General features: G+C 54.6%; 4 protein-coding genes and 10 pseudogenes. 7 read left to right on the top strand and 7 right to left on the bottom strand.

Translation table 11 applies throughout. The features are described from left to right. The first annotated feature begins 233 nt into the window (after positions 1-233). Positions 234-1,424, top strand: coding sequence for an AGE family epimerase/isomerase (locus tag KSAC_RS10710; RefSeq protein WP_243705200.1), 1,191 nt, complete (start codon positions 234-236; stop codon positions 1,422-1,424). 288 nt (positions 1,425-1,712) lie between these two features. Beyond that, the gene (locus KSAC_RS10705; protein WP_110548423.1) at positions 1,713-2,513 is read left to right on the top strand and encodes an ABC transporter permease; all 801 of its coding nucleotides are present in this window, start codon (positions 1,713-1,715) and stop codon (positions 2,511-2,513) included. A gap of 160 nt (positions 2,514-2,673) precedes the next feature. Here the strand turns inward: KSAC_RS10705 and KSAC_RS10700 are convergent. Continuing rightward, positions 2,674-2,829 (bottom strand): annotated as a pseudogene (locus KSAC_RS10700) (IS5/IS1182 family transposase); the annotation flags it as partial. Between the two features lie 90 nt (positions 2,830-2,919). Continuing rightward, a pseudogene (gene istB, locus KSAC_RS10695) lies at positions 2,920-3,700 on the bottom strand (IS21-like element helper ATPase IstB). A 204-nt stretch (positions 3,701-3,904) separates the two neighbouring features. On the opposite strand from istB, the gene KSAC_RS10690 reads away from it, so the two are divergent. The 3 genes and pseudogenes from KSAC_RS10690 to tnpB form a co-directional block, all read left to right on the top strand. Then, a protein-coding gene (locus KSAC_RS10690; protein ID WP_243705372.1) for an IS5 family transposase occupies positions 3,905-4,620 on the top strand; the annotation gives its coding sequence in 2 pieces (ribosomal slippage) (positions 3,905-4,205 and positions 4,205-4,620; 717 coding nt in all). A gap of 66 nt (positions 4,621-4,686) precedes the next feature. Further along, positions 4,687-6,029: pseudogene (locus KSAC_RS10685) on the top strand (IS1182 family transposase). A 467-nt stretch (positions 6,030-6,496) separates the two neighbouring features. Next, positions 6,497-6,688 (top strand): annotated as a pseudogene (tnpB, locus tag KSAC_RS10675) (IS66 family insertion sequence element accessory protein TnpB); the annotation flags it as partial. Positions 6,689-6,739: 51 nt separating this feature from the next. Here tnpB and KSAC_RS10670 read toward each other — a convergent pair. After that, positions 6,740-7,898: pseudogene (locus KSAC_RS10670) on the bottom strand (IS3 family transposase). A gap of 168 nt (positions 7,899-8,066) precedes the next feature. Between KSAC_RS10670 and KSAC_RS10665 the strand changes: the two are divergent. Next, a pseudogene (locus KSAC_RS10665) lies at positions 8,067-8,201 on the top strand (transposase domain-containing protein); the annotation flags it as partial. A 25-nt stretch (positions 8,202-8,226) separates the two neighbouring features. Here KSAC_RS10665 and KSAC_RS17840 read toward each other — a convergent pair. From KSAC_RS17840 to KSAC_RS10650, 3 genes and pseudogenes are all read right to left on the bottom strand, one after another. Continuing rightward, a pseudogene (locus KSAC_RS17840) lies at positions 8,227-8,856 on the bottom strand (IS5 family transposase); the annotation flags it as partial. 119 nt (positions 8,857-8,975) lie between these two features. Further along, complete coding sequence (locus KSAC_RS10655; protein WP_132305361.1) at positions 8,976-10,196, bottom strand: WavE lipopolysaccharide synthesis family protein; 1,221 nt, start codon at positions 10,194-10,196, stop codon at positions 8,976-8,978. A 112-nt stretch (positions 10,197-10,308) separates the two neighbouring features. Beyond that, a pseudogene (locus KSAC_RS10650) lies at positions 10,309-10,791 on the bottom strand (IS5 family transposase); the annotation flags it as partial. Positions 10,792-10,896: 105 nt separating this feature from the next. Here KSAC_RS10650 and KSAC_RS10645 point away from each other — a divergent pair. Next, a pseudogene (locus tag KSAC_RS10645) lies at positions 10,897-11,866 on the top strand (Mu transposase domain-containing protein); the annotation flags it as partial. 57 nt (positions 11,867-11,923) lie between these two features. On the opposite strand, the pseudogene KSAC_RS10640 reads toward KSAC_RS10645, so the two are convergent. Then, positions 11,924-13,266: pseudogene (locus tag KSAC_RS10640) on the bottom strand (IS1182 family transposase). Positions 13,267-13,270 lie beyond the last annotated feature (4 nt).

Raw genomic sequence — 13,270 nt, 5'->3', positions numbered from 1 at the left:
TAGATACAGGCAACATCATGAAAATTCACCCATCAAAAACGGACAGGTCTGGGTTACAGGTCGTTCTGCCAATGGGAGTATCCCAGCCTGCTGGCGTTCACGAGTTGTATTTCACGAAAACAGTTTTGTATCGCCATGCGGATTGTGGCAGGCACACGGAAATGGGACAGGGCACTTGATAGGGTGATGGTTCCTGTCCATATTTTCAGTCCTTCGTGTTTGCGGAACCCCTGATGATTGACTTCGGCTTGTGTAAGACCATGTGGCAGGACTGGCTGAAGGAATCGGCACTTCCCCTGTGGAGCCAGTGTGGTTTTGACCGCAGCAGAACACTTTACCACGAACGTCTGACCTTTGAGGGTACGCCGGTTTTGCTACCGGAACTGCGTCTGATGGTGCAGGCCCGTCAGGTGGCGACCTATTGCCGTGCCGCACTGGATGGCGTGCATGATGCGGCGGAACAGGCAATTGACTGTCTGGAGGAGATTGGCCGGCGCTACCATGGCAGCGATGGGGAAAAGGGATGGATTTTCTCCCTCGCGCCCGATGGCAGGCCGGGCAATCGTACGCGCGACCTGTATGCACATGCGTTCATTCTTTTTGGTTACGCATGGGCCTATCGCCTTACGGGTAATGGGACTTATCTGGCTACGGCCCGCCAGACCGTTCTGGAAATTGACCTGATCTTCAAGGCGGAAAACGGTGGCTATCGTGACGCCATGCCGACGCCCGACATGATCCGCCGTCAGAATCCGCACATGCATCTGCTGGAGGCTTATCTCGCCCTCTTTGAAGTCTCCTCTGACAGTTTCTATCTCGATTATGCCCGGCAGATCGTTGCATTGGCCCTGAAACATTTTATCGATCCCGGATCGGGAATGCTGCTGGAATACTTTGATTCCAAATGGATCCCGTTGCAGCCTGCAGGCCAGAACAGGGTAGAGCCCGGTCATCTTTTCGAATGGTCGTGGCTGTTTACCGAATACTGCACACTAGCGTCCGGCGAGTCCCATGAAGATGCCCTGCTGCGGGTAGCCGATGGCCTTTTCCAGACAGGCAGTCGCCATGGGACCGCTCCCGACACAGCCGATGTATATGATGCAATTACGGAATCCGGCACGCAGCTTGAATTATCCACCCGCATATGGCCCCAGACCGAATTCATGCGCCTGCTGTGCCAGCGCCTGAAAAACGGACTGCCCTGTGACAGGACGCTCCTGTCTATGCAGGCTACACGGTTTTTTACCCTTTATGCACCGGCACGCCTGCATGGTGGCTGGGTAGACAGGTTGACGCCTGACGGGCTTACGCTCGTTGATTATATGCCTGCCAGTTCGCTTTACCATATCTACGGTGCGGCCCGGGAAATCGCGCGGGTGTCCGTTACGCAGGAACAGACCGCAGTGTCGGCACAACCCAATTGATTCCCGTGTGCTCCGTCCTTTCTGCGCTAGCAGATACAAATGCGGAAACCTGTCACATCGTCTGATAACGAGCAATCTTCTCCATCATTAGGTCTTTTAAATGGCATGACATAGTGCCCTTCTCCATGAATGGATTACGGCCTTTGATCAGACTGTCAGGGCATGGCTTCTCAACAGAAAGGGGTATCTTTTTGACGGCAGACCGCCCCCCTCGCTTCACAGGCATTTTTATTCTATACTCTCTACAGAAATAAGGTCCTGAAAGCATGATATCCGATGAGAACGTCAATGACCATGTATGACAAAATAAAGGAGCTGAAAGTAGATTTCAGAGTCCAGTTACAGGTCATTTATGCATTGATGATGCGTGAAATCCATACACGTTACGGTCGAGAAAATCTTGGCTTCTTATGGGTCTTGGGGGAGCCTGTTCTATTTTGTACGGGCGTTATCATCTTGTGGACAGCGATACGTCCCTCACATGAACATGGCCTGCCTATGACAGCAATCGTGGTGACCGGCTATATTCCTCTTACCATGTGGCGGCACTGTTTAGGTCATTCCGTCAAGGCCTTTGAAGCTAACGGCAGTTTATTGTTTCACCGTCAGGTTACGCCAGCATCGATTATCTTGGCTCGAACGTTTCTGGAAATAACCGGCACCCTGATGGCAGGGGTGATTGTCACGTGTGGGACAATATTTACCGGTTTCATGAAGCCTCCCCAATATTATGGTATGATATATTTAGGCATGGCATTCCATATGCTGCTGTGTATAGCAATCGCCATGATTTTTGCCTCTTTAAGTGAAATATCTGATCTGGTTGAAAAGGCCGTCGGCGTTCTGAGTTATCTTTCTCTGCCATTTACCGGGGCGTTTTCCATGGTAGATTGGCTTCCGCCCAAATATAGATGGTACATGATGATTTCCCCGAGTGTCGACAATATAGAAATGATCCGGGAAGGACAGTTTGGTCTAAACGCACATGCCCACTATGATATATTTTATGACTGCTGGATCACCCTCTTACTACTTATAATCGGGTTTTATTTAACAATACGGATACGACGCTATATTTTGGTGCAATGATTAATATATATTTATTATTGCAATGATGCCTGTGCGGGTGTGTTATACGAGCACCCGCTCATCACAAAACTATTACGTAAATCGATTAGGGTAAAATAAAGTCCTATCAGGCTGTCGGGTTGGGCTCTGCCGTAGTGATGAGTGACGGAGGCGATGGCGTTTATGCGGCTTTCAGTCGCGTGATCCTGCGGCAATTGTATGCGAGGGCGACGAGCGTCCATTCTGTTGCAGCCTGGCCTTCATTTCCAGGCGCCAGGGTTTGGTGATCCGGCGCGGCTCCTTGGATGGCGGGCTCTGGCCGGAAGTCATAAGGGCGTCAGTGTTGATTTTCACTGAGAACTGACCCGGGTTTTGCCTCAGGAATTGACCCAGTCAGATGCTATTTCAGGCATAGTCATGCGGGCGGTCAAGAAGGGGATCTGTCCTTTCTGTTTTTTGACGCAGCAGTGCTGGCGCGGAACCTGTAGCTGTCATTTCCAGTCTCGAGAATATGACAGTGATGGGTCAGCCGATCGAGGAGCGCCGTTGTCATCTTCGCGTCACCAAAGACGTGTCCCCATTCACTGGAGCTCAGATTGGTTGTGATGATGACACTGGTGCGCTCGTAGAGGCGGCTGAGCAGATGGAACAGCAGGGCGCCCCCAGACGCGCTGAAGGGAAGATAACCGAGTTCATCAAGGATCACGAGATCCAGGCGGAGCAGCCTGTCGGCAGTCTGCCCGGCGCGGCTGGCGGTCTTTTCGTGTTCGAGCGCATTGACCAGGTCGACCGTTGACGCAGAAGCGCGCCTTCTTCCTGTGATAGGTGATCGCCTGGATGGCCAGCGCGGTCGCCAGGTGGGTTTTCCCGGTTCCCGGACCGCCGATCAGCACGATATTTTCAGCACGCTCGATGAAGTCCCCGCCATGGAGATGGCGGACCATGGGCTCGTTGACCTGCGTATCGGCAAAGGAGAACCCGGACAGGTCCCTGTAGGCAGGGAACCGGGCTGTCTTTGTCTGGCAGGCGATGGAGCGCACTGCGCGTTCAGCCAGCTCCGCCTTCAGAAGCTGCGAGAGGATGGGGATGGCCGCCTCGAAGGCGGGTGCGCCCTGCTCGATGCGGTCAGCCGCAGCCTAGGACATGCCATACATCCGCAATCCACGGAGCATGACGACAAGTGAAGCGGCGGCGGGATCATGACGCATGGCGGCTGTCCCTTCGCAGAATGTCATACCGCCCTGTATCGGCGCACGGTTCGTGTTCGAGCACTACGGCGTGTCGTCAGTTAAGCTCTGAATGTGGCATGTGAGGGTTGTACTTTGTGTCTGCGTGTGCTGACTGTTTTCCCGTTTTTTGAGGGAGACAGACAGATGCGGCGCTATAGTTTACGCGATGACTAGTGGGAGCGGATAAAGGATCTTCTTCCCGGTCGAGAAGGCTATGTCGGCGGCACTGCGGCGGACAACCGTCTGTTCGTGGAGGCGGTGCTGTATCGCTATCGCGCGGGTATTCCATGGCGCGACCTTCCTGCCCGTTTCGGGGACTGGAAAAACGTGCACCGGCGTCTGCGCCGCTGGTGTGAAAGCGGCGTCATCGAACGGATATTTCGTTATCTGGCCGCTGATCACGACAACGAATACATGATGATCGACAGCACAATTGTCCGGGCGCATCAGCATAGTGCCGGAGCTCTCAAAAAAGGGGCACGGATCAGGCCATCGGACGATCACGAGGCGGGTTGACTACAAAGATCCATGCCATCTGCGACGCTCTGGGCAATCCGGTGAAACTCGGCATCACACCGGGACAGGATGCCGATATCACCCAAGCAGAACCGCTTCTGGAAAACATCGACCCGGATGCTTTCCTTGCTGACAAAGCGTATGACGCGGACAGGTTGATCGATCGGCTGATACAGCGCGGGATTACCCCGGTCATCCCGCCAAAACACAACAGAACGACACGACGGAAAACCGATTTTTCTCGCTACCGTGAACGGAACCTTGTTGAGAGGTTCTTCAATAAACTCAAGCAGTTTCGTGCTATCGCAACCCGCTACGATAAACTGAAATCGACCTTCCTCGCAGCCGTGCAGTTCGCCTCAATCATCATCCTGCTTAACTGACGACACGCCGTAGCAGCCTGTCGGGTTGGGGTACCCTGTGAAGGGGTGAGGTTGTAAGGTGGTGAGATGAGCAGCTTCATCCCGTTTGACCGGTCTCAGCCGTATCTTCTGCCACCTGATCTGAAGTCGTGGCTTCCGGCTGATGATATGGCGCATTTCATTGTCGCAGCCGTTGAGCGGGTTCCGATGAATGCGTTCTGCGTGCCAGTGCGCACGGGAGGCAAGGCGCAGTATCATCCGCGCCTGATGTTGGCCCTTCTGATCTTCAGTTACGCGAACGGGTTGTTTTCCTCACGCCGGATCGAGAGGGCGACATATCGCGACATCGGTGTGCGCTTCGTGGCGGCGAACCTGCATCCGGATCATGATACGATTGCGACCTTCCGCCGGACGAACCGGACAGCCATTGAAGCTGCATTTGCGCAGGTCCTGCTTCTGACGCGCGAGACAGGTCTGCTGCGTCTGGGTGTCGTATCGATCGACGGCACGAAAATCGATGCCGACGCTTCGAAATACCGTTCCCTGCGTTACGACCGGATCAGGGCGCTGCGCAAACAGCTGGCGGTGGATATCGCGAAACTGCTGGAGCAGGCGGAGCACGCAGATGCCACAGATAGCGATCCGCAGGCATTGCCGGAAGAGCTGGCCCGACGGGAAATACTGAAAGCGAAGCTGGACGAAGCCTGCGCCCGGCTGGAAGCAGATGCGAAGGCGCAGGCCGAAGCTGCACGTCCGGCATACGAGAAAAAGAAGGCGCGTATGACGCAAAAACAGGGCGTCGCGGCCGGGCGCCCAAACCGCCTGATGATGAACCACTACCTGAGCGGCAGATCAGCCTGACCGATCCCGACAGCCGCCTCATGCGGCGTTCGGACGCCCACGAGTTCCGGCAGGCTTACAATGCCTAGGCCGTGGTCTGCGCCGAAGGCAGTCAGCTGATCGTGACAACCGACGTTGTCGCCACGTCAGCGGACGCGCCGTCCTTTGCCAGCACCGTGCTGTCGATGGAAAACACGATCGGTCTCCCAAATACAGTGCTCGCCGACACCGCTTACGCCAACGGGCAGGCGGTCCGGGACCTGCGGAAAAAAGGCATCGATCCGCTGGTCGCCATCGGACGACCTCGCGCCCGCAGACCATATGATTTCCGGCCCCCTCCTGAAAACAGGGAGCCGCGCCGGATAACCGAACCCTGGCGGCTTGCCATGAAGGACAGGCTGGAAACCACAGATGCCGGAGATGTTTACAGACTACGAAAACAGACCGTTGAACCGGTCTTTGGAATTATCAAAAGCATCATGGGGTTCAGAAGATTCAGTCTGCGCAGCCTTGCAAAAGTCACGACCGAATGGACACTCGTCGCTCTCGCATACAACTGCAAAAGAATGGCACGGCTTCACGCAGCATAAGCCGGGTCAGCCTCGGCGTCATCCGCCGCAAAATGCCCAACCCGACAGGCTGTTAGAGCTTGATGTAGTCTGCTGTGGCAGCGATAAGAATGACGGAAAGGAAGGATGAGGCTGTCTTCTCGTATCGGGTTGTGACAGCCTGTCATTCCTTGAGCCTCGCCGTATCCGTCCGGTGAAGATCGCCTTGCTGGGGTGAACAGTGATTTCTGATCTTAAGAGCGAGCTTAAGGACGTTTTTAAGAGCGGAAGATCGGATGGAAATCATCACGGGTGTGGAGCGGCGTCGGCGGCGGGACGGATCGGGGCTTCTTGGCGGTGACGCTCCCGACCTTGCCGTCGGGTCCGACATTGCTCGACGGGCGCGCGGACACGGGATTGGAGATTGTGCTGCCTGACGGGTTGCACCTGCGCGTGACGACTAGGACGGACCTGGATCTGGTCGCGCGTGTGCTGACGCTGCTGAGGCGATGATCCCGGTTCCGTCGGGCGTCCGGGTCTGGCTGGCAACGGGTTCGATTGACATGCGCCTTGGCATGCCGAGCCTGTCGCTCTACGCCAAATGGCTGGAACGCGGCCGGTTCATCTGGCCGTCGCCGGCGGATGGCGTGGTGGCTCTTTCTGCCGCCCAACTCGGCTACCTGCTGGAAGGGATCGACTGGCGGCATCAGAGGTGGCCCCATTTGTTCGGACAGATTTGCGGGTTGAATAAGCTATCGCCCGATGTTGCTATGCCGCCAATTTCTCGGTGTCGGAGCGGATCCATGATACGCCTCATCGGGCGTGCGTCCAGCGAGCGCCGAGTGTGGGCGCCGCGAATTATAATGACCAATCCATTTCGCCAGGCCGGCACGAAGTTCCGAGCCGGTCTCGAAAGCGTGGAGATACACGCATTCATATTTCAATGACCGCCAGAGCCGTTCGATGAAGACATTGTCCATCCAGCGGCCGCGCCCGTCCATGCTGATGCGGATCTGCCGGCCCTGCAGCACTTCGGTGAAGCGCGGCGTGGTGAATTGGCTGCCCTGATCCGTGTTGAAAATCTCCGGCGTCCCGTAGCGGGCCAACGCCTCCTACAAGGCCTCGATGCAGAAGTCCGCATCCATGGTATTGGACAGGCGCCAGGCCAGAACCTTGCGCGTCGCCCAGTCCATGATCGCCGTCAGATACAGAAAACCCCGGCGCATCGGAATGTAGGTGATATCCGAACACCAGACCTGGTTGGGCCTGTCGATCGTCAGGTCCCGCAGGAGATAAGGATATGTGCGATGCTCCGGGTGGGGCACCGTCGTCCTGGGTTTCTGGTAGATCGCAACAGCCCCATCCGGGCCATCAGCCGTCCGATCCGCTTGCGGCCTACCTCATGGCCCAGACGGCGAAGGTGCCGCGCCATCTGCCGGGCGCCATAATACGGCGTTTCCATGAACTGTTCGTCGATCAACCGCATCAGCATCAGGTTGAACGCGTTTTCGGGCGCAGGCTGATAATATACCCCAGATCGGTTGAGCCTCAGCAAGGTGCATTGCCTGACAATCGGCAAGCGGGGACGTTGCGGGTCGATCATTTCCCGCCTCTGGTCACGCCCAAGCGAACAGAGGCATCCCGCAAAAAATCCCGTTCCACCAAAAGCTGGCCGATCTTCGCATGAAGCTTCTCAACCTCGGCCGCACTCGTCGCAGGCTCCGCAACGGCCTTGCCCGAAAAGGTCGCTGCCATGCCCTCGATCGCCTGACGCTTCCACTGGGCAATCATCGTCTGATGCACACCGTGCTTCGACGCCAGTTCCGACAACGTCTGCTCGCCACGGATCGCCTCAAGAGCCACACGAGACTTGAACTCACACGAATACCGTTTCCTCGTAACCTTGCCCATCAGTCCCTGTCCTTATCCAGGCCGGGGATAGCTTATCACCCTGTCCGATTTTCCGGGGCCTCCTCTATCCGCAGCACACATGGCGGCTGGAACTAGCAGGCTGAGCGCAGTTGCTGGTACCCAACCGGGTCGATCCGTGTTTTTATGGCCGACATGGAAACCGGCAGGTCGGAAATCGATCCCCACGCTTGGCTCGCTGACGTCCTTGCCCGGATCAACGATCTGCCGGTCTCACGCCTGCACGAACTCCTGCCATGGAACTGGAAAACCTCAGGACAGCACCAGAATACCCATGCCCCCTGAACACGCACGCGGCACTCCCCGGATGCTTACGCTTCGCCCACAGGTTTTCGACCAGATGCCGGTGTCTGTAAGACCATTTGGGACAGGCGACTTTCGGATCATTCTTCCTTGGCAGAATGACGGGACGAACTCCCCGGTCCCAGAGATATTCACGGAATTTATGCGAGGCATATCCACGATCACAGACGACATAGGTCGGTGGGTATGGAATACGCGGATGGCAGTTCATGTGCCTGTCCGGGCGAAAGCGTGAAAGACAGTGCCCTGCCATGACCATCTGCGGCTACGCAGGCCCTGGCGCCAAAACCTCCACATGAGCGGCCAGGCGCCTCACGATCCCTGTGACGTTCGTCGTATCCCCTTTTTTGGTGGCTCCGGCCGCCTTGTGATGGGCACGGATCGTCGTGCCATCAGGAAAAACCATGCCCGGTGCCGGGTCCGTGCCCCTGACCTTTTCAGACAGGCGCTCCCAGACACCGGGCTTCGACCAGCGAATGAACAGTTGTGCGGCAATCCACCAAGGACCAAACCCGGACGGCAGGACGCGCCACTTCGCGCCGTTCTGATGGCGCCAGAAAATCACCGATATCGTCCATCGAAGGTTCCTCGGCGGGGTTTTGCCCTTCGGACAGACTCTCTCGATCAGCGGCTCCAAGACAGACTAGGCCTGATCAGAAAAGACAGGCTGCATCATGCTCATCATAAATAGCTGTGCAGCCTGTTCTGTTATTTAGGGCCTAACAAGATCATAATAATATGATTAAGAAATCTGGTTTATAGACCCATTGAAGATATATATTTTTCTCCAAAACGTTTTGTAATAGAGTTTTTGGAATCGGCAAAAAACTTCTTGGGGTTTCTTTTCAATTTATTTTTTTTATTTTCACTCAAAAAGTAAATCAATATTTTAAAGAAAATTTTTGTCATTATATCTTTTGGTGGAGGGAAATCCTCATTATTTGGATTATTTTTTAATGATTTATTTGCAATTTCAATTTCTTTCTTGAATAAATATTGAATATTAATATTTTTCTCTGCATTGAAAACGATTTTTTTCCATGCCTCATGGGTCATGCATACAATATTAATATTGTTGTGTCGCATTATGTGTTGATATTTTGCAAAGTAAATTTTTGTTTTTGTAAAATCAGATATTATAAAATTGTCTGCGAGTATATAAAGAGACTCATTTATTGATGCCGTGTCATTGTGGTAATCTAGTTTTATATTATGAAAGAATTTTTTGAAAACAGTTATGGCTAGATACTGTTCGACAGCATATCGGCTAATAAACGTATTTTCCCGTGGTCCGGAGCCTTTCTTATAAGTATTGCGCTGATAATAAGTGGCATCAATTATGCCATAGGATGGAACATCCCATAATTTTTTTACATCTTCGATAAGACCGAAATGCATCCAGTCGCTATAGTGAAAAGGAAGTTTTTCAAATGTGAATGGATTAAGCGTAAAGAATTCAGAAATTAATACACGTTGCTTTAACGCGGCATATTTTCCGCGGGGAAGATTGTAATTATCAATATAGTAATCTATTAATGATGTATCTGAAAAAACAATATCATTTCTAATTCTTAAAACATAATCTGTATCTACCAGCCTGAGTCCAGCTTTGGCGGCTTCTATCTGGAGGTTACAATTATTTTCACGAAGGCCGCTTTTGACGGGTGGCAACACGATGGCCGAGTCCGACATAACAACTATATCGCAAAACTTATCTATTAATGCCAGTGCATCTTGGAATACAATATTGTTTCTATGTATTCTAACAATACGTAATTTAGGAATAATTCCTGAACCCTCGAAAATTATAAGATCCGATTGCGATATCGAAAAAATAATTTTAGATTTTGGGAAAATACTCCGCCATTGCGATATTAATTGGGCAGTCTGGACAATATTCCAGTCATACAAAGGCCCTTGTACTACGATTGACAAAGAATTTAGTATGTCATCTTTTTTTATTGTGCTGTTAGTCATATTTTATTTTTACCCATCTGTTTATGCGATAGAATGTGACTAATTATATATCATATTTATATTAAAATGATAACGTCATCAATGACGGTCTTCAAATCACTCAGAGCCTGAATCAGAAAGAGGTTTGATTGATTTTTCGCAGAACTCTGCGAATATGGGCAATCATCAACCACGCATGGGATGACGAGATTATTGCCTCGACATCCTTCGTGAGGCGGCGGCAGCGTCCGAGCCATGCAAAGCTGCGCTCCACGATCCAGCGTTTGGGCAGGACGACGAAGCCTTAGGCCCGATCGCTACGTTTGACGATCTCGATCGTCCATCGGCCGAATTCAGCCAGCGCACCACGCAACTTCTCGCCAGCATATCCCCCGTCACCGATCAGATGGCGAAGCCAGGGAAACAATGAGCGTATTCTGGTTGCTACCAGCGGCGCGCCGTCACGATCCTGAATGTCGGCGGGATGTACGACAGTCGCCACGACATGACCCGGCGTGTCGGTTGCGATATGCCGCCTGCGGTCCCTGATCTTCTTGCCCGCGTCATAACCGCGTGGGCCGCCATTTTCAGCAGTTTTAACCGACTGGCTGTTGATTTTCACTGAGAACTGCCCCGGGTAGGCCGGAAATTTTCATCGAGATTTGACCCATGCCTTCACACTCCCCGGCATCATCTGCTGGGGGTTTGAGGAGTGATAGGCATGGAGTTTCTGAGTGTGATCCGTCGGTGGCACTCCCGGGATCATCTTCCGATCTGCGAGATCGAACGCCGGACGGGGCTGTCACGCAATACGATCCGGAAATATCTCCGGGCACAGAGTATTGAACCGCGGTTCCAGATCCCCGAACGTCCCAGCCGACTGGACCCGTTTGCTGACAGGCTGAGGGGATGGCTGGTCCTGAAAGCCGCCCGCTCCCGCAAGAACCGGCGCACGGCGCGGCGACTGCATGAGGATCTTGTGGCACTGGGCTATGATGGATCCTATGGACGGGTGGCTGCTTTCATCCGGCAGTGGAAACACGAACAGCACCAAGCACGCCAGACAACGGGTCGTGGTGTTTTCGTGCCCCTGCGCTTCCAGCCCGGGGAAGCCTTCCAGTTTGACCGGGGCGAGGACTGGACGGTAACTGCCGGGCGTCGCATCAAGCTGCAGGATGCCCGGCGCCAGATCTGGCAGGATCTGCCCGTCTTTCCGGATCTGGGGGCGCTGAACGCCTGACTGGAAGCCCGTTGCCTAGACTGATGGGAACGGCTGCAGCATATCGAACTGGCCCGGACCATCGCCGAGGTCCATGCCAGCGAGCGTCCTCACCTCATGGTGCCGGGGCGTCCCTTCTTTGACGGGTTTGTCGAACAGACCAAGCGCGTCTCACCAACCTGTCTGATCCAGTTCGAAGGCAACCGCTATAGCGTGCCGGCCTCCTTTGCCAATCGTCCGGTCAGCCTGCGGGTTTATCCCGACAGGCTGCGCATTATCGCCGAAGGGCAGGGTTTGTGCGTGCATGACCGGATCATCACGCGTTCGCATGGCGTGCCAGGCCGCACGGTGTATGACTGGCGGCATTATCTGGCGATCATACAGCGCAAACCGGGCGCCCTGCGCAATGGCGCGCCGTTTACCGAATTGCCAGCCGCCCTTCCGGACCCTGCAGGATCAACTGCTCAGGCGACCTAGCAGCCTGTCGGGTTGGGCATTTTGCGGCGGATGACGCCGAGGCTGACCCGGCTTATGCTGCGTGAAGCCGTGCCATTCTTTTGCAGTTGTATGCGAGAGCGACGAGTGTCCATTCGGTCGTGACTTTTGCAAGGCTGCGCAGACTGAATCTTCTGAACCCCATGATGCTTTTGATAATTCCAAAGACCGGTTCAACGGTCTGTTTTCGTAGTCTGTAAACATCTCCGGCATCTGTGGTTTCCAGCCTGTCCTTCATGGCAAGCCGCCAGGGTTCGGTTATCCGGCGCGGCTCCCTGTTTTCAGGAGGGGGCCGGAAATCATATGGTCTGCGGGCGCGAGGTCGTCCGATGGCGACCAGCGGATCGATGCCTTTTTTCCGCAGGTCCCGGACCGCCTGCCCGTTGGCGTAAGCGGTGTCGGCGAGCACTGTATTTGGGAGACCGATCGTGTTTTCCATCGACAGCACGGTGCTGGCAAAGGACGGCGCGTCCGCTGACGTGGCGACAACGTCGGTTGTCACGATCAGCTGACTGCCTTCGGCGCAGACCACGGCCTAGGCATTGTAAGCCTGCCGGAACTCGTGGGCGTCCGAACGCCGCATGAGGCGGCTGTCGGGATCGGTCAGGCTGATCTGCCGCTCAGGTAGTGGTTCATCATCAGGCGGTTTGGGCGCCCGGCCGCGACGCCCTGTTTTTGCGTCATACGCGCCTTCTTTTTCTCGTATGCCGGACGTGCAGCTTCGGCCTGCGCCTTCGCATCTGCTTCCAGCCGGGCGCAGGCTTCGTCCAGCTTCGCTTTCAGTATTTCCCGTCGGGCCAGCTCTTCCGGCAATGCCTGCGGATCGCTATCTGTGGCATCTGCGTGCTCCGCCTGCTCCAGCAGTTTCGCGATATCCACCGCCAGCTGTTTGCGCAGCGCCCTGATCCGGTCGTAACGCAGGGAACGGTATTTCGAAGCGTCGGCATCGATTTTCGTGCCGTCGATCGATACGACACCCAGACGCAGCAGACCTGTCTCGCGCGTCAGAAGCAGGACCTGCGCAAATGCAGCTTCAATGGCTGTCCGGTTCGTCCGGCGGAAGGTCGCAATCGTATCATGATCCGGATGCAGGTTCGCCGCCACGAAGCGCACACCGATGTCGCGATATGTCGCCCTCTCGATCCGGCGTGAGGAAAACAACCCGTTCGCGTAACTGAAGATCAGAAGGGCCAACATCAGGCGCGGATGATACTGCGCCTTGCCTCCCGTGCGCACTGGCACGCAGAACGCATTCATCGGAACCCGCTCAACGGCTGCGACAATGAAATGCGCCATATCATCAGCCGGAAGCCACGACTTCAGATCAGGTGGCAGAAGATACGGCTGAGACCGGTCAAACGGGATGAAGCTGCTCATCTCA

This window comes from Komagataeibacter saccharivorans, from assembly GCF_004348195.1.
Lineage (GTDB): Bacteria > Pseudomonadota > Alphaproteobacteria > Acetobacterales > Acetobacteraceae > Komagataeibacter > Komagataeibacter saccharivorans.
Note: the sequence above shows the minus strand (reverse complement) of the source record. Positions and strands in the feature narration are given on the sequence as shown.

What these genes read in the sequence shown, in the direction of transcription:
- KSAC_RS10705 (WP_110548423.1), top strand. Translation starts at nt 1,713, where the DNA reads ATGACCATGTATGACAAAATAAAGGAGCTGAAAGTAGATTTCAGAGTC.
- KSAC_RS10710 (WP_243705200.1), top strand. Translation starts at nt 234, where the DNA reads ATGATTGACTTCGGCTTGTGTAAGACCATGTGGCAGGACTGGCTGAAG.
- KSAC_RS10655 (WP_132305361.1), bottom strand. Translation starts at nt 10,196, where the DNA reads ATGACTAACAGCACAATAAAAAAAGATGACATACTAAATTCTTTGTCA.